The organism is Halopseudomonas sp., assembly GCF_038130085.1.
In the GTDB taxonomy this organism is placed as follows: domain Bacteria; phylum Pseudomonadota; class Gammaproteobacteria; order Pseudomonadales; family Pseudomonadaceae; genus Halopseudomonas.
Genome location: NZ_JAYPMU010000003.1, coordinates 190411 through 211275 on the forward strand (window position 1 = coordinate 190411; position 20865 = coordinate 211275).

19 protein-coding genes are annotated in these 20865 nt (G+C 59.2%); 11 read left to right on the forward strand and 8 right to left on the reverse strand.

All coding sequences use genetic code 11. The features are described 5' to 3' along the window. Positions 1-64: 64 nt before the first annotated feature. From AAFM31_RS03915 to AAFM31_RS03930, 4 genes are all read left to right on the forward strand, one after another. Positions 65-2323: a DUF1631 domain-containing protein gene (locus tag AAFM31_RS03915; RefSeq protein WP_341706600.1), complete on the forward strand. Its 2259-nt coding sequence runs from the start codon at positions 65-67 to the stop codon at positions 2321-2323. Positions 2324-2383: 60 nt separating this feature from the next. Beyond that, a complete protein-coding gene (gene ampD / locus AAFM31_RS03920; RefSeq protein WP_341706601.1) occupies positions 2384-2953 on the forward strand; it encodes a 1,6-anhydro-N-acetylmuramyl-L-alanine amidase AmpD in 570 nt (189 codons plus the stop codon). After that, positions 2953-3783 carry a regulatory signaling modulator protein AmpE gene (gene ampE / locus AAFM31_RS03925; RefSeq protein WP_341706602.1) on the forward strand — a complete coding sequence of 277 codons (831 nt, stop codon included), beginning with the start codon at positions 2953-2955 and terminating at the stop codon, positions 3781-3783. The genes ampD and ampE overlap by 1 nt, the downstream gene beginning before the upstream one ends. Before the next feature lie 174 nt (positions 3784-3957). Next, on the forward strand, positions 3958-5976 hold the full coding sequence (locus tag AAFM31_RS03930) for a methyl-accepting chemotaxis protein (RefSeq protein WP_341706603.1): 2019 nt from the start codon (positions 3958-3960) through the stop codon (positions 5974-5976). A gap of 30 nt (positions 5977-6006) precedes the next feature. On the opposite strand, the gene AAFM31_RS03935 is transcribed toward AAFM31_RS03930, so the two are convergent. The 3 genes from AAFM31_RS03935 to AAFM31_RS03945 are packed head-to-tail and all read right to left on the reverse strand — an operon-like array spanning position 6007 to position 8495. Beyond that, entirely contained in the window at positions 6007-6573 is a 567-nt protein-coding gene (locus AAFM31_RS03935; RefSeq protein ID WP_341706604.1) for a cob(I)yrinic acid a,c-diamide adenosyltransferase, read from the reverse strand. 52 nt (positions 6574-6625) lie between these two features. Next, on the reverse strand, positions 6626-7531 hold the full coding sequence (locus tag AAFM31_RS03940) for a 2-dehydropantoate 2-reductase (protein WP_341706605.1): 906 nt from the start codon (positions 7529-7531) through the stop codon (positions 6626-6628). A gap of 7 nt (positions 7532-7538) precedes the next feature. Continuing rightward, a complete protein-coding gene (locus AAFM31_RS03945; protein ID WP_341706606.1) occupies positions 7539-8495 on the reverse strand; it encodes a response regulator in 957 nt (318 codons plus the stop codon). 108 nt (positions 8496-8603) lie between these two features. Here AAFM31_RS03945 and AAFM31_RS03950 point away from each other — a divergent pair, with 108 nt between their 5' ends. Continuing rightward, complete coding sequence (locus AAFM31_RS03950; RefSeq protein WP_341706607.1) at positions 8604-9089, forward strand: YajQ family cyclic di-GMP-binding protein; 486 nt, start codon at positions 8604-8606, stop codon at positions 9087-9089. Between the two features lie 35 nt (positions 9090-9124). Beyond that, positions 9125-9958, forward strand: coding sequence for a mechanosensitive ion channel domain-containing protein (locus AAFM31_RS03955; RefSeq protein WP_341706608.1), 834 nt, complete (start codon positions 9125-9127; stop codon positions 9956-9958). 62 nt (positions 9959-10020) lie between these two features. Here the strand turns inward: AAFM31_RS03955 and AAFM31_RS03960 are convergent, their stop codons facing one another. Then, positions 10021-11397: an MFS transporter gene (locus tag AAFM31_RS03960; protein ID WP_341706609.1), complete on the reverse strand. Its 1377-nt coding sequence runs from the start codon at positions 11395-11397 to the stop codon at positions 10021-10023. Beyond that, positions 11394-11774 (reverse strand): MGMT family protein, encoded by a 381-nt coding sequence (locus AAFM31_RS03965; RefSeq protein ID WP_341706610.1) that lies wholly within the window; start codon positions 11772-11774, stop codon positions 11394-11396. Before AAFM31_RS03965 ends, AAFM31_RS03960 begins: the two co-directional genes overlap by 4 nt. A gap of 43 nt (positions 11775-11817) precedes the next feature. Between AAFM31_RS03965 and AAFM31_RS03970 the strand changes: the two genes are divergently transcribed. After that, positions 11818-12834, forward strand: a complete 1017-nt coding sequence (locus tag AAFM31_RS03970) for a DUF481 domain-containing protein (RefSeq protein ID WP_341706611.1) — start codon at positions 11818-11820, stop codon at positions 12832-12834. 63 nt (positions 12835-12897) lie between these two features. Here the strand turns inward: AAFM31_RS03970 and AAFM31_RS03975 are convergent, their stop codons facing one another. Continuing rightward, positions 12898-13656 (reverse strand): SDR family oxidoreductase, encoded by a 759-nt coding sequence (locus AAFM31_RS03975; RefSeq protein ID WP_341706612.1) that lies wholly within the window; start codon positions 13654-13656, stop codon positions 12898-12900. Between the two features lie 190 nt (positions 13657-13846). Here AAFM31_RS03975 and AAFM31_RS03980 point away from each other — a divergent pair, with 190 nt between their 5' ends. The 3 genes from AAFM31_RS03980 (at position 13847) to groL (ending at position 16487) form a co-directional block, all read left to right on the forward strand. Beyond that, positions 13847-14296, forward strand: a complete 450-nt coding sequence (locus AAFM31_RS03980; protein WP_341706613.1) for an FxsA family protein — start codon at positions 13847-13849, stop codon at positions 14294-14296. 205 nt (positions 14297-14501) lie between these two features. Further along, positions 14502-14795 carry a co-chaperone GroES gene (locus tag AAFM31_RS03985; RefSeq protein ID WP_088275629.1) on the forward strand — a complete coding sequence of 98 codons (294 nt, stop codon included), beginning with the start codon at positions 14502-14504 and terminating at the stop codon, positions 14793-14795. Between the two features lie 48 nt (positions 14796-14843). Continuing rightward, positions 14844-16487, forward strand: coding sequence for a chaperonin GroEL (groL, locus tag AAFM31_RS03990; RefSeq protein WP_341706614.1), 1644 nt, complete (start codon positions 14844-14846; stop codon positions 16485-16487). 504 nt (positions 16488-16991) lie between these two features. Here the strand turns inward: groL and fdxA are convergent. Continuing rightward, on the reverse strand, positions 16992-17315 hold the full coding sequence (gene fdxA / locus AAFM31_RS03995) for a ferredoxin FdxA (RefSeq protein WP_104737042.1): 324 nt from the start codon (positions 17313-17315) through the stop codon (positions 16992-16994). Positions 17316-17460: 145 nt separating this feature from the next. After that, on the reverse strand, positions 17461-20040 hold the full coding sequence (gene mutS / locus AAFM31_RS04000; RefSeq protein ID WP_341706615.1) for a DNA mismatch repair protein MutS: 2580 nt from the start codon (positions 20038-20040) through the stop codon (positions 17461-17463). Positions 20041-20282: 242 nt separating this feature from the next. Here mutS and AAFM31_RS04005 point away from each other — a divergent pair, with 242 nt between their 5' ends. Beyond that, positions 20283-20804, forward strand: coding sequence for a CinA family protein (locus tag AAFM31_RS04005; RefSeq protein WP_341706616.1), 522 nt, complete (start codon positions 20283-20285; stop codon positions 20802-20804). The last annotated feature ends 61 nt before the right edge of the window (positions 20805-20865 follow it).

A 20865-nucleotide genomic window follows, 5' to 3' on the forward strand; every position in this document is an offset into this window, starting at 1 on the left:
GGCAGGATCGTCTCCGCTGGCGTGCAGCACCACATGACAAGCGCGACTTGTCTGGAGAGCAATAATGTCCCAAGACCCAAAAGTGGTTTCTATCAAGCCGAATCTTGCTGCCCGCACTGCTGCCGGGGCATCGGCGCTGCCTGCGCCACTGGTCGGCGTGCGGGACCTGACTGTCGGCTATCTGCAGTCTGCACTCGGCGAAATGTTCGACAAAGCGGATGACAACCTCTTCGAAATGGCTGACAAGGCTGGTAACAACGCTGATCAGGCGCTGTTCTTCGAGGCTATGCGCAATGTCCGCCTGCAGCGTCACAACATCGTCAAGAAAACCTGCGATGCCTTGGTGTTGGCGGCCGAGCAGGTGAGCTCCGAGGCACCGCAAGGGCTGTCCACTACCTCTTATGAGCTGGATACGTTAACGCTGGTTCAGCCGGACGAACTGGAAGAAACGGTTGCTATCGACGGCATGGTCAACCGCGCATCGAGCCGCAATCAAACAGCGCTCGGTCACCTGCTGATGAGGGTCAATAGCCTCCTAAAAAAGCGCCTGGACGAGCGCGGCAATCCCTTTGCTCCGGGGGCGCTTGCTGAACATTTTGCCGAGGCGATGAAGGCGCTGAACCTGGATATCAAGGTTCGCCTGATTATCTTCAAGCTCTACGAGCGTTATGTTTTCAACGAAATTGACGGCTTGTACGAAAGCCTCAACGAGTCATTTATTCGCGCGGGCGTAATGCCTGATCTGCGCGTCTCCACTGCTGCGTCGTCGCGTCGACCCTCTGCCCCGCCGGGGGCGGCTGCCCGAGGTGAGGGTTCACTGGCGGGCCGCTTGGGCGAAAATGCCGAGCAGCAGGAGATCCTGAGTATGTTCAGTGATCTCATCGGCAAGTGGCGGGTTGCCAGTGGCGATGTTGCACTGGCTGGTCTTGGAACACCCGGCGGTGTGCCGATGGGCACCAGTGAGCTGCTCCACGTGTTGTCGGACGTCACAGCGGAAAGCTTTGCTGGTGAGACTGGTCAGAACGGCCTGCGCCGCCATGTGCAGCAGTTGCTGCATCAACAGCGCGTGCAGAGCGGTGGGGCCAAGACCGTCGCGCGAGTTGATGACGATGTCATCAGCCTTGTGTCCATGCTGTTTGACTTCATCTTGGAAGATCGCGAGCTCCCGGCTGCGGTCAAGGCGCTCATTGCGCGTATGCAGCTTCCGGTGCTGCGGGTTGCGATCATCGACAAGAGCTTCTTCAGTCGCGCCTCACATCCAGCACGTCGCCTGCTGAATGAGCTGTCCCGGGCAACCATGGGCTGGAACGATCACGATGATCTGCGTCGTGATCAGCTGCATGCGTTGCTCGAGCAGATTGTTGAGCAGTTGTTGGCGGAAACAGAGCCTGACTCGGATCTGTTCGATTCCTTGCATCAACGCTTGACCGAGTTTCTGCGCACCGAACAGCGTCGCTCCGAGCGGGTAGAGCAGCGCACGCGGGATGCGGAGGAGGGACGTGCACGGATTAAGGCAGCCCGCGGAGAAGTGGCTCGAGAGATCAACAAGATGCTGGTGGGGCGCACGCTCCCGGTGACTGTTGTGGATCTGCTGAGAGACACCTGGAGCCAGGTGATGCAGATGATCTTTCTGCGTGAGGGTGGCGAGTCGAAGGCCTGGCGTCATGCCTTGGGTGCGGCCAAAGCCATGGTGCACAGCGTGCAACCGGTTGATCAGGCAGGTATGGCCACGCGGGTGGCGCAGAACCGGCAGATCGAAGCGGCGGTACGTGGCGGTCTTGAGCTACTTGGGTTGGATGCCGCGTCTACTGAGCGCCATGTTCAAGCAATTGTCGTACCGCAGCGCGCAGTTCTGGCCGCTGTGTCTGCTCCCAAGGATTCGGCAGTGGCGGGCCCCAAAGTTGCCGATATCGCGCCAGCGCAGCCGGTAACTGAAGCGCCACCGGTTGAGCTGGAAGCGGTGCGCGTTGAGCAGCCGGTGCTGGAGCAGGAGGCGCCGGAGGCTGCGCCCGAAACGATCGAAGACTTGCCCAGTGTGGGTGCTCAGCGCTGGGTCGAGGGGCTGGGTACCGGTTGCTGGGTACAACTGGTGGTGGCTGAGGGCAAAGCACCGCAGCGCTGCAAGCTTGCAGCGATCATCAGCTTCAGTGGCAAGTACATCTTCGTGAACCGTAACGGTGTAAAGGTGGCAGAGCTTTCCGGACAGGAGTTGGCCCAGTGCTTTGACAAGGGCATGGTCAACCTGCTGGACGAGAATCAGCTGTTCGACCGCGCGTTGGAATCGGTTATCGGTAACTTGCGCCAGTTGCAGGCCCGTACCTGAGGCGGATGCGGTCGACGCTGCCACCTGTTAGCATGGCGTTTTTGCTGTCAGGGGGCGTTCATGCGCATAAGCGAGGGTTGGCTGGAGGGGGCTGCACGCTGCCCGTCTGACCACTGTAACGAGCGTCCTGCTGGTTGCGAAATCTCCCTGCTAGTAATTCACAATATCAGCCTCCCGCCCTCCCAATTTGGAGGAGGCTACGTTCAGCCCTTTTTTGCTGGGCAGCTTGATCCCTCTATTCATCCCTACTTTTCCGAGATTGCGGATCTGCGTGTGTCTGCGCATTTTCTGATCGAACGTGACGGCACCATTACGCAGTTCGTTTCCTGTGATCGTCGGGCTTGGCACGCCGGCGCATCCGTATATGGGGGGCGCGAGAACTGCAATGATTTCTCTATCGGCATTGAGTTGGAAGGGGCGGACGATGTGCCTTATGAGGATGCGCAGTACACTGCCCTTGTGTCGCTGACCAAGGCATTGCAGGTCGCGTATCCGGCTATTGGTAACCACCGGATCACCGGACATGAGTTCATTGCACCGGGACGCAAGACGGATCCGGGGCCCGCGTTCGAATGGCGCCGTTACCTACGGGCACTGGTGGGCTCAAATTCTGCTCTGGGAGCGTGTTAATGCACTTTCTTGCTTTGCTGCTTGTTGTTGCGCTGATGTGGGTCACGCCGCTCCGTAAGGGGCTGCCAGGTGACTTGCCAAAAACCTGGGTTGCCTGGGTTCTGCGCCGTGAGGCTGGGCAAAAGCGGCTAGGTGGTGTGTTGCTGGCGCTGTTGCCATTAGTGCTGCTGGTATTGCTGCAATGGTGGCTGCAGCGTAACGGTTTGGGGTTGTTTGGGCTGTTGCTGTTTGCGCTGGTGCTGCTCGCCTGTGTTGGGCGTCGTGATCCTTTGGGGGAGCTGGCAGACGGGTTTGAGCGCGCCTGGGCACGGGGGGACGAGGAAGCTGCGGCGCTGGTTGCAGAGCAGGAAATGGGGGTGACGGCGGAGGGCGAACAGCCTGTGCTGGCGCAGGTCAGGGCCACGCTGGTGCGCGAAGTACTGCATGGCTATGTGGTGACGGTATTTTGGTTTGCCTTGTTTGGTCCGGCGGGCGCATTGGGTTATCGATTGCTGCGTTTGTTGGCCGATGAGACTGAAGTCCCGGCATCGGCCCCCGCTGCGGCGCTGTCTCACGCTCTGGAATGGATTCCTGCACGGCTGCTGGCGGCCAGTTTTGCGCTGGTCGGACACTTTGATCATGTGCGCGCGGTTTTGGCTGACGTTCTGCTGAGCTGGGATGTGCCATCTGATGAGCTGGTTCACCGGGCTGCTGAGGCTGCGCTGGATGGCGGAAACCGGCCGCTGGCGGACAGCTCGGACACGGGTGTATTGGCCGATACCCGCACGTTGCTGGTGCGCGCGCTGACCGTCTGGGCGGTTGCACTGGCCTTGCTGGCTGTACTTGGTTAGATTCGCATCCTTGTTGCCTTAAAGTTGTGCTGGTTGGAGCCGATAGCGTCATTATGAGACAGTAAGGCGCGAGGCTGATCGGCCTTGCAGCGGTAGTCATTACAAAAAACAGCGTTGGCCAGGCCGACGCACAGCCCGGGCCGCGGGGCAGCTTATTATTAGGAGACCTCACGGGTGAACAGTCTGCTTTCCCCTGCCATCGCGTTAATGAACCGCCTGAGTTACGGCATGAAATTTTGCCTTATCAGCGTTCTGTTTTTCGTTCCTCTCGGTATTGTCAGCAGCATGCTGGTGCAGCAGGCCTATGAACGTGTGCAGGTTACCGCGCACGCGCTGAACAGCCTGGAGCTGGTGCGTGCCACGTCGGATGCATTGCGCACCGCCGAGCTGGTCCGTGACCTTGATGCGGTCAACACTCGACTGGGGCAGGGCGGCCAGGCTGACAGCATTGAAGAGCGGCTGGTCAAGGTTCGCGCAGAGCTGATCGAGCAACTGAACGCTCTGCCGCTGGATGCGGATGATCCGGCTGCCGCGGACCTTATCGAAATGCGCGATAGGCTGGTTCAGAGCTACAACGAGATAGCTGGTGAGTCGATCATCTCGCGTGGGCCGATGTCGATTCGGGCGATGGACGAGACCGGTACGCTGCTGAACATGACTGCTGCCTACGCAGGCCTGCCGCAGGATTTTGACCGCAACGTGCGTCAACTGACGGAGTTGCTCATAGCGTCAACCGTAGAGGTAACGTCTGCACTGGGTCAGGGGCGTGCTACCGGCGCTTACTCGATGGGCTTGGGTTTCCTGAATTCGGACGCCAGTCGAGAGATGGACGACCTCGTCACCGCGCTGCAGAAGCTCGGAGCTGATTACGCACAGGTTCTGGACCAGGCAGTGACCGACACCGGCAGTGCTCCCTTGCAGGCTGCTGCACAGAAGAGCCGAGAGAGCATCGAAAGTGCGGCGGTCATCTTCGAGGAAGAGGTGATCATTGCCGCCTCGCTGGACAGTACCTGGGAAGCCTTCTTCGACCGCATCACGGGTGAGATTGATGCTACCTACGCGCTTGATGCGGCCATTTTCGATTATCTGGGCAGCCGCCTGGATAGCAGACTGGCGAGCAACACCCGGACGATGATTATTCTCGTGGTCTCGCTATCACTGGTAGGGCTGTTGATCATCTATCTGTATGCGGGCTTCTATTTCGCCACCCGCCGCACTCTCAAGCGCCTGTCGGAACAGATGGGGCAGGTCGCTGGTGGCGACATGACCGTGCAGGTTGTGGTCGACAGCCGGGATGAACTGGGCGCGCTGGCAGCTGACTTTAATAACACCGTTCAGCGGGTGCGCGAGCTGATCCGCCAGGTGAGCACGACCTCTGGTCAGGTGCAGGAGCAGTCCAGCCAGGTAGAACACATTGCTACTGAAAGCAGTCAGGCGGTCGCTTCGCAGCGCAGTCAGATCGAACAGGTGGCAACGGCGATGAATGAAATGGCGGCAACCTCGCAGGAAGTGGCTCGCAGTGCTGCATTGGCGGTCAACAATGCCGAGCAGGTCAATACCGAGACGCTTAATGGTCGTCGTATGGTTGAGTCGTCGGTTGATGGTATTGAGAAGCTCGCTGGTGAGATCGAGAACTCGGTCCGCGTTATCAATCAGTTGGCGGATGACAGCTCATCGATCAGCCGGGTGCTGGATGTGATCAAGGGCGTGGCGGAGCAGACCAACCTGCTGGCCCTGAATGCGGCGATCGAAGCTGCACGAGCTGGGGAGCAGGGTCGTGGGTTTGCTGTTGTTGCCGACGAGGTTCGTACCCTCGCGCGTCGTACTCAGCAGTCCACCGAGGAGATCGAGCAAATGATCGCTCGTCTGCAAGACGGTGTCTCCGCAGCGGTCAAAGCGATGGGAAGCAGCCACAGCATGACCGCCTCTACGGTTGAGTCATCGCTGCAGGTGCAGCAGGGGCTGGACAGCATCCTCAAGGCGGTTACCCAGATTGTGGATCAAAGCCAGCAGATTGCAGCGGCCGCCGAGCAGCAGACGGTGGTTAGTCACGACATTGACCAGAACATCGTGCAGATCAACGAGGCTGGCGAGCGCACTGCCCAAGGCGCGCAGCAAGCTGAGGAGGCCAGCGGCCGCCTCGGGCAGTTGGTGCATTCGCTGCAGGGTATCATCAACGCCTTCAAGGTCTGACAAGGCGTCAGTGAGCGTCGGGTTGCCGGCTCAAGCCTCGGGCTTGGGTTTGGCAGCCCAGAGCACTTCGGCGGTTCCTTCCAGCACGGCGATCGTCCGGGCTGCAACAAACAGCGAGTCGGAAAGGCGGTTGAGATAAATCGCCGACTGATTGTTCACCTCTTCTTCCATCGCCAAGGTCAGATAGTGTCTTTCCGCCCGTCGGCATACGCTGCGGGTCAGGTGCGCCTGGGCTACCAGTGGCGAACCACCGGGCAAGATGAAGTTTTTCAGCGGCTCCAGATTGGCGTTGTAGTGATCAATCAGCTGTTCCAGCGCCAGCACGTCAGTGGCGTCGATCAAGTCATGCCCGGGTATGGCCAGCTCGCCACCGAGGTCGAACAGGCGATGTTGAATCGGGCTCAGGGCACTTTTCAATTCGCTAAGAGTGTCGTCGGTCATCTGACAGAGCAGTAATCCAAGCTGGCTGTTCAGCTCGTCTACGTCGCCCATTGCCTCAACGCGGGGGTGATCTTTGCGAATGCGTTGACCGTTGGCGAGTCCGGTATCGCCGGCGTCACCGGTGCGGGTATAGAGTTTGCTCAGGCGGTAGCCCATGGCGTGCTGTCTCCTTTGGAAGCTGCAGCCTAGTCTAGCGGTCAGCGGTCTCTCAGTCAGCCGGTAGTTGGTGTTGCTGCAAGGTTTCCCGAGCCTGTTCGAGCAGTTGATCAAGAGCAGGAGTAGGCAGGTCGGCCTCACGCGCTGCGCGGCAGGCGTAGCCCAGGATGTAGTCCAGTTCGGTGCGCCGTCGTGCATGCAGGTCTTGGCGAGTAGAGGAGCTGTTGTTGGCGGTTGCCAGGATCACCGCCTGGATCTGTTCAGCGAGGTCGGTGTCGAACCCTTGCCGGGCCAGCAGTTGCTCAAGCTCGGTAATGCATTGATCCAGCCAGCCGTCGGCGCGCTCTGGGACGTCGCCGTTGCGGCAATCGTATATCAGCGTGAAGGGGTTGATCGCGCAATTGACCGCCAGCTTTCGCCATAACACCGGCAGGATATCCGTTCGCCAGGAGGTTGATATGCTGTCTGGCAGGCTACTCAGCCACGTCGGTTGTGGCGTCGCTGGATGGAGTGGGCCGATCGTGTTGTGACCGCGGCCAGCCCAGGTCAGCTCGTGCTCACTGGGGCGCCAGGCGCCGTCGGTTATGCTGATGCAGTACACACGACATTCCGGAAACGCGTCGGCAATGGCCTGCTGCGAGCCCAGGCCGTTCTGCAGCAGAAACAGTTCTGCACCCTGCTGCAGGCGATGGCGCACTGATTCGACGGCGGGCAACGCAGCATAGGCCTTGGTGGCGACGATCAGATGCCTGATGGGCGTGGGGGCATCCGGTGTCTCAGTTGCAAGTTGCAGGGTGTGTACTGTCGCACCATCGTTGAACGCGAGGATGCCACCGTTGCGCAGCCACTGCTCCTGACGATTACTGTTGCGCAGTATAAGGCGGCAAGCGATGCCGCCGAGTTGCAGGCGCGCAGCCCAGAGCAGACCGAGGCTGCCAGCGCCGATGATGTGCAGCATGCAGTCCTTAGCCGATGCGGGCTTCGGTAATCAGGTTGGTTTCGTACGCTTCGCTCAGGTGGCCCGACACTTCCTGCAGCAGTGCCTCGGCGTCCGGGGCTGTCTGGCGGTTGCTCAGGGTGCAGATGACCATGCCGGCGCGGATCGACAAGTAGCCTTCGCTGGTCTTGAACGCCTTGAGGTTGAGACCATCATGCAGGCGGCGGAAGCTGTTCGGTTTCAGGTCGGCTGCCTGATCGGCGATAGTAACGATGGCAAAGGCGTTATCGTCGACACGGGCAATCACGTCGGTTGGCCGCACCAATTGCTGCAGGCGTCGTGCGGTGCCGCGCAGCACTTCCTGCTGCACCGTATCACCGAAGCGCTCTTGCAGGGCCGGCAGATTCTGAACTCCCATCACCACCAGACAGCAGGCGCCGCCGCGAGACTCGACATTGCGCAGTGCATCGGTCAGCCGTTGCACCAGATAGCGCCGGTTACCAATCGCTGTCAGTCGGTCAACCAGGTTGTGTTCTTCCAGTTGTGCATTGTTGGATGCCAGCAACTGGTTTTCGTCGAGCAGGCGGTTGATCAGCTGCGAGGTGCGATCGGCAGCGTAGATACGCGGCAGCAGTTGCTCATTCATGGCTGATTTGCTGATGAAGTCGTCGACGCCACGGTCAAAGGCTTCACCCAACACGTTGTCGCCTTCGCGGGCGGTCAGCAGGACCACATAGGTGTAGTGATCGGTCTGCTCGTCGAGTTGGCGGATTCGGGTCGTCAGCTCCAGGCCGTCCATTTCCGGCATCAGCCAGTCGGCAACCATAACGCTGGCAGGTTGCTCTTCGTGCATGCGCAAGGCATCCATTGCTGAGCTGGCGAAACGAATATTGTTGTAGCCGGCCTGACTCAGGGTATGGCCGATGACAGCACTGCTGAACTTGGTGTCATCGACTACCAGGATGCTGAGTTGGGGGTTCGGCATTTAGTTGCTCCCTGCTGGACGTTGGCCGGTCTGGGTATAATGCCATGAGGTTATACCGCCGTTTTGTAATGAACATCATAATTTTGGGTTTTTCTGTGAGGTAGCACAATGCCATCTTTTGATGTCGTGTCCGAACTGGACAAGCATGAAGTAACCAATGCTGTTGATAACGCCAAGAAAGAACTGGATCGGCGTTACGATCTCCGGGGCAAAGGGGAGATCGATTTTAACGACAAGCAGAAAACCATCACCATGAGTGCCGAGTCTGACTTTCAGCTTGAGCAGATGATGGGGATTCTCGAACTCAGCCTGACCAAGCGCAAGATTGATATTCGCTGCCTCGATGCGGGCGAACCATTTGCCTCGGGCAAGCTGGTCAAGCAGGATGTGTCCTTCAAGGAAGGTATCGACAAGGAACTTGCCAAGAAAATTGTTGCCTTGATCAAGGATTCCAAGCTCAAGGTGCAGGCCGCGATTCAGGGGGATCAAGTACGCGTCACCGGCAAGAAGCGCGATGACCTGCAGGATGTCATGGCGCTGCTGCGTGGCAGCGAGCTGGAAATGCCGCTGCAATACAACAACTTCCGCGACTGAGGTCGCGAATCCATCGCTGACAAAAGGGGGCACGAATGGATGAAATCATGAACAAGCTGCAAGGGCTTGAAGAGGCGATGTTACCGCTGCTGATTGAATACGGCAGCAAGCTGGCGTTGGCTCTGCTGACGCTGCTGATCGGCTGGTGGCTGATCGGCCGGATGATGAAGGCGATGGACGCGCTGATGAACAAGCGCAATGTTGAGGCGACGCTGCACAGCTTTATCTCCTCGCTCATTTCTATCGCCCTCAAGGTCCTGCTGCTGATCAGCGTGGCCGGGATGATCGGCATTGAGACTACGTCATTCATCGCCATGCTGGGTGCTGCCGGCCTGGCGGTTGGCCTGGCGCTGCAGGGTAGCCTGGCGAACTTTGCTGGTGGCGCGTTGATTCTGTTTCTGCGTCCGTTTCGTGCTGGCGAGTACATTGAAGCGCAAGGCGTTGCGGGCACTGTTGATAGCATTCAGATCTTCAACACCGTGCTGAAAACACCGGACAACAAGACGGTGATTATTCCGAATGGCAGCCTGTCCAACGGCAATATCATCAACTATTCCCGTCAGGCGACGCGTCGCGTTGATCTGAACATCGGCATTGATTACAGCGATGACCTGAAACTGGCTAAAGAGATTCTGATGGGGCTGGCGAAGGGTGACAGTCGTGTGCTGAAAGATCCGGAGCCGGTTGTTTGGCTGGTGTCGCTGGGTGACAACTCGGTCAACCTGTCGCTGCGGATGTGGAGCAAGACTGAAGACTACTGGGGCGTATTCTTTGAGCTGCAGGAAAAGGCCAAGCTGGAGTTTGACGCAGCTGGTATCAGTATCCCGTTCCCGCAACGGACTGTGCACCTGGTGCAGCAGTCGGCCTGATAGTTTCAGGCGCTGCGCGAATAAAAAACCCGGCTTTGGCCGGGTTTTTTTGTGCTCTTTGCTTAGTCGATGCCGGGGCGGCGGAGTCGATCAGGATGGGCGTACTTAAGCAATGCAAAGGCAAGAATGATGGCTGGCAACCCGGTCAGTGCCGTCGTCATAAAAAAGTGGACCCAGCCCACCTGACTTGCCAGAACGCCGGTGAAGCCGGCGGCGAACTGGCCGGGCAGGGTCATCAACGAGCTGAACAGGGCGTACTGGGTGGCGGTATAGGCGGTATTGGTCAGACTTGAGAGGTAAGCAATGAACACCGATATTGCCAGGCCGCCGGTAATGTTGTCGGCAATGATAGCCAGCACCAAGCCGTCCGGCTGGGGGCCGATGAAGGCTAGCCAGGCAAAGATCAGGTTGGTCGCCGGTGCCATGAATGCGGTCAGAATCAGGATCGGTGCAATGCCGAAACGGGCAACCAGCAATCCGCCCAGCGCCGCGCCGAACAGGGTCATCGCAAGTCCGAAGGCGGCAGCGATGTTGGCGATCTGTTCCTTGCTGAAACCGATATCGAGATAGAAGGGGTTGGCCATGGTGCCCATGAAAATATCGCTGACCCGGAAGGTCGCGATAAACAGCAGGATAATGAAGGCTACTCGGCCGTAGCGCTCAAAGAACTCGGTAAACGGGGCAACAAACGCGTTGAACGCCCAGCCCGACAGCTGCAGCCGCCAGCCGCTGTGAACCGACTGGCTCAGGTGGCGAGTCAGGCGGGCTTCCTGCTCGCGGGTGGCGTCGGTGATCTCCACGCTCGGCTCGGCAATCATCAGCGTTGTCACCACCCCGATCAGCATCATTGCCGCCATCAGGCCGTAGGCCATGCTCCAGTCCTGCAGGGCGGCGATGTGCAGGGCGCCCGCGCCGGCAGCGAGGATGGCGACGCGGTAGCCGGTCACGTAGGTAGCAGCCATAGCCGCTTGGCGGTGCTTGGCCTCGGCTTCTACCCGGTAGGCGTCGATTGCGACGTCCTGGGTGGCCGAGCCGAACGCCGCCAGTACCGCCCACAGAGCGACCCATTCGAGGTGTTCTAGCGGATTGCTCATCGACATGCCGAGCAGCGCGCCGGCAATCACCAGCTGAGCGAGCAACATCCAGCTGCGCCGCCGGCCCAGCAGGCGGGTCGCCAGGGGGACGGGCAGGCGGTCGATCAGTGGCGCCCACAGCACCTTGATTGAGTGGGCCATGCCGACCCAGCTGAGAAAGCCGATGGACGCCAGTTCGACACCGATATCGCGCAGCCAGGCGCTGAAGGTGCCGCCGACCAGCAGCAGCGGCAGGCCGGCAGAAAAACCGAGAAACAGCATGCCGATGACGCGCGGCTTAAGGTAAACGCGCAGGCCTTCGGCTGGGAGTGGAGTATTGCTGGAATCGGACGTGCTGGAACTCATGTCGGTCCTTTTGATGGCGATGACGCAGGGCTCTCTGGCCAGCCGTAGTGTCGCAGATTCACGCGACCATTGCGTACCAGTATCCCTTCGGCAGCGAGTCTTGCGCGTTGTTCCCGCCCACTCGGGGTGTCGGCTCCGAGCGACAGCTTGCCTTGGCTGTTGAGCACCCGGTGCCAGGGCAGTGTTGTGCCTTCGGGCAGTTGCCCTAGCCAGCGACCGACCAGGCGCGCGCCTCGGCCCAGACCGGCCAGTTCAGCAATGCGGCCATAGCTGGTCACGCGTCCGGGAGGAATGCTGGCCAGCACCTGAAAAAAAACGTCCTTGCGCTGGTCGTCGGCGATGGTGTTGAACGCTGGCGCTATCTGCCGGTCTTTCATGGATAATTGCCCGCTTAACCTGATGCCTGCTGGAAGGTGTTCAATGCTGTGGTTCCGCGTTGTGTTGTTGTGCTGTCTTACGTTGCTGTCCTGGCGCAGTGTCGCCGATACCCTGTGGCTGGACAATGGGGATCGCCTGACTGGCAAGGTCGAGTTCCTTGAAGGCGGCAAGTTGGTTCTGGAAACGGCTTATGCTGGAACGCTGACCATCAGTGTCGCTCGCATCAAGACATTCAACAGCGAAGAGCCAGTGCTGGTTAAGCTGCGTGACGGCATTCAGCACACTGTGCAGCTGGCTGAGTCAGAACAGGACGGACAAGTGCTGTTGCGGGTGCCCAATCGTCAGCCGGTGGCTACCGACATCCGTGCGATCCGTCAGCTTCTGGTCCCGCGGCCGCTGGTGCAGGACTCGGTGTGGGAGGGGGACGCCAGCGCTGCGCTGGATATCAAGGACACCTCGGGTAACGAGAAGCGTGATATCGATATCGACGTGGCCTCACGTCTGCGCCATGGGCGCTGGCGCCATGACTGGGCACTGGACTACGACCGCGACTACAGCAACGATGTCAAAACCAGCCATACGCTGGACGCCTCCTACGACCTCAACCGCTTTATTACCGATCAGTGGTTCTGGGCCAGTAGCGTGCAGTACAAGCGCGACCACATCAACGAAATCGCCAAGCAGCGCCAGTTTGGTATGGGTCCCGGTTATGAATGGTGGAATACCGCACTGGGGCGGTTTGAAACCTCCGCGCGGTTGGATCGGGTTTGGCTCAAGGAGCGTGATGGCTCTCGCGCACGCTACGACGCGCTGGGCCTGCAGTGGGACTATCGGCGCTTCCTGTTGGGTAAGCGCTTTGAACTGTTCCATTCGGCGGAAACGCAGATACCGGACGACCCCAAGGTGCGTTACTTGATGGATGCCGATCTGGGTATTCGCTATCGGCTGACCAGCTGGGCGTCATTGAGCCTCAAGGGCGAGCTGGATTATCTGAACACTACCGATGACAGTGGTTATCGAGATACCCGTTACACCTTTGGATTAGGTGTGGGCTGGTAGGGCGGGGAAAAGCAGAGGCAGGAACGGACTGGCGGTGCGTGGCCGCCAGTCCGTGCGCGATCGTTAGATGCGCAGACCACCGTCCAGCTCGAGGATACGACCGGTGTAGTAGTCGTTCTCGAACAGGTAGGCCGCCGAGTGCGCGATCTCGGCCGGCTTGCCCATACGCTTGAGCGGAATACCGGAAGTCATCTTTTCCAGTGCTTCCGGCTTCATGCTGCCGGTCATCTCGGTTTCGATAAAGCCCGGAGCAATGCCAGCAACGCGGATACCGTAGCGGGACAGCTCTTTCGCCCAGGTCACGGTCATGGCCGCAACACCGGCCTTGGCGGCTGAGTAGTTGGACTGACCGACGTTACCGGCGCGGGAAATGGACGAGATGTTGATGATCAGACCCTGGGTGCCCAGTTCGATCATCTTGGCGGCAACTTCGCGGGTGCCCAGGAATACGCCAGTCAGGTTGACGTCGATGACCGACTGCCACTGCGCCATGCTCATTTTCTGGATTTGGCCGTCTTTAGCTTTCAGCAGCAGACCGTCGCGCAGGATGCCGGCATTGTTGATCAGGCCGTGGATGGCGCCAAAGTCTTCGGCAACCTGGTTCACCATGTGGGTGACCTGCTCTTCGTTGGCAACGTTGCAGATGTAGGAGCGGGCGTCACCGCCGGCGGCCTTGCAGGCTGCAACAGCAGCGTCCAGCGCTTCCTGGTTAAGGTCGACCAGAGCCAGTTTGGCGCCTTTGGCAGCCAGGAATTCGCCCATGGAGCGACCCAGGCCCTGTCCGCCGCCGGTGATGATGATAACGCTGTCTTGCAATTGCATTGGGCTCTCCTCGCAAAGGGGGATGGAAATGAGGTGCGCAAGCATGCACCAGATCATCGATATTTTGAATACCTGAAGCTGCTTTCCGGTCACTTTTTGACCTTGGTTTGGGTGCCGTTGGTCGATCTGCCGGTTGAAAGCGGCCAAGGCCGTACCCATATAGTCGAAACCTGTCCAATACGAGGTGCGTATGCCCCTGTTCAGATTCTTCCTTTTGCTCCTGCCGTTGCTTGAACTGGCCACCCTGATCCTGCTTGGCCAGCGCATTGGCGTAGGTGCAACCCTGCTGTGGGTGCTGGGTACCGGCCTGCTGGGTCTGGTGCTAATCCAGCGCCAGGGCTGGTCGATGCTGCAGCAGCTGCAGATCCGCATGGCAGAAAACCGCTCGCCGTTTGCCGTGCTTAAGACCGGCATGTGGTGGCTGCTGGCTGGCGTACTGCTGATGATTCCGGGTCTGATTACCGACGCACTCGCGGTGCCGTGTCTGGTGCTCGCTCTGGTGTCACGCGGCAAGCCGGGGCCGGGTGAGCCGGGTGGCCCGAATGTGTGGCGCCGCGGCAACACCACCATTATCGAAGGCGAATGGCGCCCTGATGAGCCCGATCAGGCTGCTCCTGATCGTCGTATCGACCGCGATTGAAAAAAATCTTGCTGCCAGCTCTTGAAATGGCAGTGCCAAGCCCCATCTAGTTCACACCGGTTTGGCGGGCTCTGCGATAGGGCAGAGCCACGAACAGCGACGAGCCGCAAGGCTCGTCCTTCGGATTCGCATTGCGGATCCGGATTACAACGTGAAAGCGCCGGGTTTCCGGCATTGAAGATCATTTATTGGGAGACACACAACGATGAAAATTCGTCCGTTACACGATCGCGTAGTCGTTCGTCGCAGCGAAGAAGAAACCAAGACCGCTGGCGGTATCGTTCTGCCTGGCTCGGCCGCTGAAAAGCCGAACACCGGGGTTATCGTTGCTGTAGGTACCGGGCGTCTGCAGGACAACGGCGAAGTTCGTCCGCTGGCCGTCAAAGAAGGCGACAAGGTTGTTTTCGGTCCTTACTCCGGCAACAACACCATCAAGATCGATGGTGAAGACCTGCTGATCATGAGCGAATCCGAAATCTACGGTGTACTGGAAGGCTGAATCTGCCACCCATCACCCCTTAACGAATTCATTTGAAGGAAAGCAAACATGGCTGCAAAAGAAGTTAAATTCGGTATTTCCGGTCGCAACAAAATGCTGGACGGCGTCAACACGCTGGCCAACGCGGTTAAAGCCACTCTGGGTCCGAAGGGCCGCAACGTACTGATCGAGCGCAGCTTCGGCGCGCCGCTGATCACCAAAGACGGCGTTTCCGTTGCCAAGGAAATCGAGCTGAAAGACAAGTTCGAAAACATGGGCGCGCAACTGGTCAAAGATGTTGCTTCCCGTGCCAACGATGACGCTGGTGACGGTACTACCACCGCAACCGTACTGGCTCAAGCGATCGTTACCGAAGGTTTGAAGGCTGTTGCTGCCGGCATGAACCCGATGGATCTGAAGCGTGGTATCGACAAGGCCACTGCTGCCATCGTTGCCGAGCTGAAGAACCTGGCCAAGCCCTGCGCCGATTCCAAGGCCATCGCTCAGGTAGGTACTATCTCTGCCAACTCCGACGAGTCCGTCGGTAGCATCATTGCTGAAGCAATGGACCGCGTTGGTAAGGAAGGCGTTATCACCGTTGAAGAAGGTTCCGGTCTGGAAAACGAACTGTCTGTCGTTGAAGGCATGCAGTTTGACCGTGGCTACCTGTCTCCTTACTTCGTCAACAAGCCGGAAACCATGTCCGCCGATCTGGACAGCCCGTTCATCCTGCTGGTTGATAAGAAAATCTCCAACATCCGCGAACTGCTGCCGGTTCTGGAAGCCGTTGCCAAGGCTGGTCGTCCGCTGATGATCGTTGCTGAAGACGTTGAAGGCGAAGCGCTGGCAACTCTGGTTGTCAACAACATGCGCGGCATCGTCAAGGTTGCTGCGGTCAAGGCACCGGGCTTTGGTGATCGTCGTAAGGCCATGCTGCAGGATATCGCTATCCTGACCGGTGGTACCGTGATCAGCGAAGAAGTCGGTCTGAGCCTGGAAACCACCACTCTGGAGCACCTGGGTCAAGCCAAGAGCGTTCAGATCAACAAGGACAACTCCACCATCGTTGACGGCGCTGGCGCCAAGGCTGATATCGAAGCCCGCGTTAACCAGATCCGCAAGCAGGTTGAAGAAACCACGTCCGACTACGACCGTGAGAAGCTGCAAGAGCGTCTGGCCAAGCTGGCTGGTGGCGTTGCGGTAATCAAGGTTGGTGCTGCTACCGAAGTAGAGATGAAAGAGAAGAAGCACCGCGTAGAAGACGCGCTGCACGCTACTCGCGCTGCCGTTGAAGAGGGTGTGGTACCTGGCGGTGGTGTTGCTCTGGTTCGCACTCTGGCTGCGATCGAAGGTCTGGCTGGCGACAACGAAGATCAGAACGTCGGTATCAAGCTGCTGCGCCGTGCTGTTGAAGCCCCGCTGCGTCAGATCGTTACCAACGCCGGTGAAGAAGCTGCCGTTGTTCTGGAGCGCGTCAAGGCAGGCGAAGGTAACTTCGGCTACAACGCTGCGACCGGCGCTTACGGTGACATGATCGATATGGGTATCCTGGATCCGGCCAAAGTAACCCGCAGCGCGCTGCAGGCTGCTGCTTCCGTTGCCAGTCTGATGATCACCACCGAGGCGATGATCGCAGAGCTGCCGGAAGAGAAGCCGGCCATGCCTGACATGAGCGGCATGGGTGGTATGGGCGGCATGGGTGGCATGATGTAATCAGCCCCCCGGCTAAACCCGAAACCCGGCTCTCGCGAGCCGGGTTTTTTTATGTCTTACCGATACCGTGCATGCGCACACCTTGTAAGAGATCTCCTACAAGGTGTGTGAGACTTCGCCGTCATGGGGCGTGGGTGGAATGGGTTTTTACTTGTGCTTAAATTGGTAACCATTTGATTTTATTGTATTTATATTTCTTATGGCAGTCTGTTTTGGTCGCTGGAGGGGGTTGCGGGCGGCCAGAGATTCCATATTATGTACCCATGCGCAACGGACGGCGCTACTCGGCAGGGAGCTGAGTCAGGGATTTTCAGGACGATGGAGCCAGGACGGCTGGACACGGAAAGCACATATGGAATAAAGAGTGGGCGGGCTATCCCGCCCCTTTTTTTGCCTGAAATTTGTGTCGCGCGACCTTTGGAGCGAGCGGCAGAGTCACGTCAGCAGGCAAGCAACAGACATAAAAAAAGCCGGCGTTGAGCCGGCTTTTTTGTGGACGCTGAATTAGCGCTCCAGGTATTGCAGTTTGTCCGGAACGCCATCCCACTCTTCAGCGTCGGCCAATGCGTCTTTCTTCTCGGTGATGTTCGGCCACACTTCAGCCAAATCTGCGTTCAGCTCGGTGAACTCCTGCATGTCCTCCGGTACTTCGTCTTCGGAGAAGATGGCGTTGGCCGGGCACTCAGGCTCACACAGTGCGCAGTCGATGCACTCGTCCGGATGAATGACCAGAAAGTTCGGGCCTTCGTAGAAGCAATCAACCGGGCAGACCTCAACGCAATCGGTGTATTTGCACTTGATACAGTTGTCGGTAACAACAAAGGTCATGGGGAGGTCTCCATTGAATCAGGCTGGCAAAATCTGGCGCGTAGTCTAGCAGTTTTTTCCCGGCGGTACAGGGTAACGCCGGGTTTTGCGCAGATTAAAGCGAGGTCGCAACACGTTTGATGCAAATGAATATCATTTGCTGAATTTACGACCACTCGCGTTTCAGTTTGTACAGTAGCTCAAGGGCCTGGCGTGGGCTGAGGTCATCGGGATCCAGGGCCTGCATCTGTTCAACCAGCGGGTGCGGCGCGCTGGCAAACAGATCACTCTGAAACGGTTGCTCATTGGTACCTGCAGGCTTGCTGCCGTGTTGCTCGAGGCTTTGTTGCTCAAGCTGCGCAAGGTGCTCGCGGGCCCGCAGGATTACCGGGCGCGGCACGCCGGCCAGTTGAGCAACCTGCAGACCGTAACTCTGGCTGGCCGGGCCGGGCTGTACGTTATGCAGGAACACAATGCGTTCATTGTGCTCGGTGGCGTTCAGGTGGACGTTGGCGACCCCTTCGTCGGTGTCGGCCATGCCGGTTAGCTCGAAGTAGTGCGTGGCAAACAGCGTGAAGGCCCGTACCTTGGCGAGATACTCTGCGGCGGACCAGGCCAGCGACAGGCCGTCGAAGGTACTGGTGCCGCGCCCCACTTCGTCCATCAGCACCAGGCTGGCTTCGGTGGCGTTGTTGAGGATGTTGGCGGTCTCGCTCATCTCGACCATGAAGGTCGAACGGCCGCCAGCCAGGTCGTCGCTGGAACCGATCCGGGTAAAAATGCGGTCGACGCAGGACAGCTCAACGTCGGCGGCGGGCACAAAGCTGCCGATATGGGCCAGCAGGACGATCAATGCGGTCTGGCGCATGTAGGTGGATTTACCGCCCATGTTCGGGCCGGTAATAACCAGCATGCGGGTGTCAGCGTCCAGATCCAGGTCGTTGGCAACAAAGGGCGTTTCCAGTACTTGTTCGACGACCGGGTGACGCCCCTGGCTGATCTGCAGCTGACTGCCTTCGATAAAGCGTGGACGGCTGTAGTCCAGGCTACCGGCGCGTTCTGCCAGCGTGCAGAGCACATCAATCTCGGCGAGGCTGGCGGCACTGGTTTGCAGGGCGGCAAGGTCTTCGTTCAGGCGATCCAGCAGTTCGTCATACAGCTGCTTCTCGCGGGCCAGTGCGCGGCTGCGCGCGGACAGCGCCTTGTCTTCGAAGGCTTTCAGCTCGGGGGTGATGAAGCGCTCGGCGCCCTTGAGAGTCTGGCGGCGAATGTAGTCCACCGGTGCCTGATCCGCCTGACTGCGGGACAGTTCAATGAAATAGCCGTGCACCCGGTTGTAGCCGACCTTGAGGGTGCTCAGCCCGGTACGCTCGCGCTCGCGGGTTTCCAGATCAATCAGGTACTGGCCTGCGTTCTCGCTGATGTTTTGCAGTTCATCCAGTTCGGCGTCGAAGCCGGCCTTGATCACGCCACCGTCGCGCAGTACTGCCGGCGGGTTTTCAATCACCGCGCGTTCCAGCAGGTCGGCTAGCTCGGGATAGGTCCGCACCTGATCTGCCAGTTTGCGCAGATGGGGCGTTTCCAGCGACTGCATGCAGTCCTGCAACGCGGGCAGGGCGGCCAGAGCGTCGCGTAAACGCGCAAGGTCGCGCGGGCGGGCCGAACGCAGGGCAACACGGGCGAGGATACGTTCGATGTCGCCGATGCCCTTGAGCTGCGGTTGCAGGTCCAGATAGAACTGCTGATCGAGCAGGGCGCTGATGCTGTCTTGACGGGCGCCGAGTACTTTGAGGTCGCGCAGCGGGCGGTTCAGCCAGCGCGCCATCAAGCGACTGCCCATCGCGGTCGCGGTGTGGTCGAGCACGTCGAGCAGGGTGTTGTCGCGGCCGCCGGACAGGTTCTGATCGATTTCCAGGTTGCGACGGCTGGCGCTGTCGATGATGACGCTGTCTTCGAAGCGCTCCTGAGCGATGCTACGAATATGTGGCAGAGCCGTGCGCTGGGTTTCCTTGGCGTAGCTGAGCAGAGCGCCGGCTGCGCCGAGGCCGAGGGTCAACTCTTGGCAGTCGAAACCGACCAGATCCTTGGTGCCGAACTGCTGGGTCAGCGCTTTGAAGGCGCTGTCTTGATCGAATTCCCAAGGCGCGCGGCGACGCACGGCACGGCGGCGCTCGATCGGCGTATTGCTTTCCCAGTCATCGGGAATCAGGAGCTCGGCTGGCGCCAGGCGCTCCAGCTCACCGAGCAGGGTTTCCCAGCCGCGCAGCTCCATCACCACGAAGCGACCGCTGTTGATGTCCAGAGTCGCCAGACCAAAGCCGCGTTCAGCACCAACCAGCGCTGCCAGCAGGTTGTCGCGGCGCTCATCCAGTAGCGCTTCATCACTGACGGTTCCAGGAGTAATGATGCGGGCAACCTGGCGCTCGACCGGACCTTTACTGGTGGCCGGGTCGCCAACCTGCTCACAGATGACGACGGACTCGCCCAGCTTGACTAGCTTGGCCAGATAACCCTCGGCCGCATGGAAGGGAATGCCTGCCATCGGGATCGGCTGACCGCCGGACTGCCCGCGGGCGGTGAGGGTGATGTCGAGCAGGCGAGCCGCTTTTTTTGCGTCGTCGTAGAAGAGTTCGTAGAAGTCGCCCATGCGGTAGAACAGCAGCTGTTCCGGGTGCTGCTGCTTGATGCTGAAGTACTGTTGCATCATCGGCGTGTGGGCGGTGGATTCGGATTTGCTCTTTTTCATCAATGACTCGAAATATGCGTAAAAGGCGGTGTCACCGGGCGCGATGGATGCGCTGAGGGCGGTGGCTGAGGCGCCGTTTCAGGTTGGCGCAAAGGGTATCACGTCGCTGCTTGTGACTGCAGCGCCGGGCAACGTTTGCGCGCGGTGAACCCTGTGCGCTTGAACGTGGTCGCAGGGGTATTCGCAGCGGGCCTGCCAACTGGCATGCTGTGGCCTGATTTCACCCTGTACAGGAGTACCGCATGTCGCACTATGACCCGTTGATTGACTCCGCCGCTGCACGGCTGGGCCGGGTACTGGATGAGCTTGGCTTCAAGGTGACCACTGCCGAGTCCTGTACCGGTGGGGGTATCGCTGAGGCCGTCACCCGGATTGCCGGCAGTTCGCGCTGGTTTGAAACCGGCTTTGTTACCTACGCCAACGCCAGCAAAAGCCGTTGGCTGGGGGTTGAGTCTTCAGACCTTGAGGCGCACGGGGCTGTCAGCGAACCGGTCGTTCAGGCGATGGCCAAGGGCGCACGGGATGCGGCGCAAGCGCAGATGGCTGTTGCCGTCAGCGGGGTTGCCGGGCCTGATGGAGGCAGCGCCGACAAACCGGTGGGCACTGTGTGGTTTGGCTGGGCGCTGGAGGATGGCAGCGTAGTCACTGAGTGCAAGCGTTTTCAGGGGGGGCGCCGAGAGGTGCGTGCCCAGACTGTTTTGCACGCACTTGAGCGGCTGGTAAAAGAAGCGCAGAAGCAGGCTGCGAACCGGTTGTCAGTCTGAATTAAATCGGGGGTAGGCGGGTCATTTTTTCTGTGGAATAATACTGACCAAATATACAGTA

Coding starts and splice junctions, on each gene's coding strand:
- AAFM31_RS03960 (WP_341706609.1), bottom strand. CDS start 11,397: ATGAGTTCCAGCACGTCCGATTCCAGCAATACTCCACTCCCAGCCGAA.
- AAFM31_RS03975 (WP_341706612.1), bottom strand. CDS start 13,656: ATGCAATTGCAAGACAGCGTTATCATCATCACCGGCGGCGGACAGGGC.
- AAFM31_RS03980 (WP_341706613.1), top strand. CDS start 13,847: ATGCCCCTGTTCAGATTCTTCCTTTTGCTCCTGCCGTTGCTTGAACTG.
- mutS (WP_341706615.1), bottom strand. CDS start 20,040: ATGAAAAAGAGCAAATCCGAATCCACCGCCCACACGCCGATGATGCAA.
- groL (WP_341706614.1), top strand. CDS start 14,844: ATGGCTGCAAAAGAAGTTAAATTCGGTATTTCCGGTCGCAACAAAATG.
- AAFM31_RS03950 (WP_341706607.1), top strand. CDS start 8,604: ATGCCATCTTTTGATGTCGTGTCCGAACTGGACAAGCATGAAGTAACC.
- ampE (WP_341706602.1), top strand. CDS start 2,953: ATGCACTTTCTTGCTTTGCTGCTTGTTGTTGCGCTGATGTGGGTCACG.
- AAFM31_RS03970 (WP_341706611.1), top strand. CDS start 11,818: ATGCTGTGGTTCCGCGTTGTGTTGTTGTGCTGTCTTACGTTGCTGTCC.
- AAFM31_RS03965 (WP_341706610.1), bottom strand. CDS start 11,774: ATGAAAGACCGGCAGATAGCGCCAGCGTTCAACACCATCGCCGACGAC.
- AAFM31_RS03915 (WP_341706600.1), top strand. CDS start 65: ATGTCCCAAGACCCAAAAGTGGTTTCTATCAAGCCGAATCTTGCTGCC.
- fdxA (WP_104737042.1), bottom strand. CDS start 17,315: ATGACCTTTGTTGTTACCGACAACTGTATCAAGTGCAAATACACCGAT.
- AAFM31_RS03985 (WP_088275629.1), top strand. CDS start 14,502: ATGAAAATTCGTCCGTTACACGATCGCGTAGTCGTTCGTCGCAGCGAA.
- AAFM31_RS03955 (WP_341706608.1), top strand. CDS start 9,125: ATGGATGAAATCATGAACAAGCTGCAAGGGCTTGAAGAGGCGATGTTA.
- AAFM31_RS04005 (WP_341706616.1), top strand. CDS start 20,283: ATGTCGCACTATGACCCGTTGATTGACTCCGCCGCTGCACGGCTGGGC.
- AAFM31_RS03935 (WP_341706604.1), bottom strand. CDS start 6,573: ATGGGCTACCGCCTGAGCAAACTCTATACCCGCACCGGTGACGCCGGC.
- AAFM31_RS03945 (WP_341706606.1), bottom strand. CDS start 8,495: ATGCCGAACCCCCAACTCAGCATCCTGGTAGTCGATGACACCAAGTTC.
- ampD (WP_341706601.1), top strand. CDS start 2,384: ATGCGCATAAGCGAGGGTTGGCTGGAGGGGGCTGCACGCTGCCCGTCT.
- AAFM31_RS03940 (WP_341706605.1), bottom strand. CDS start 7,531: ATGCTGCACATCATCGGCGCTGGCAGCCTCGGTCTGCTCTGGGCTGCG.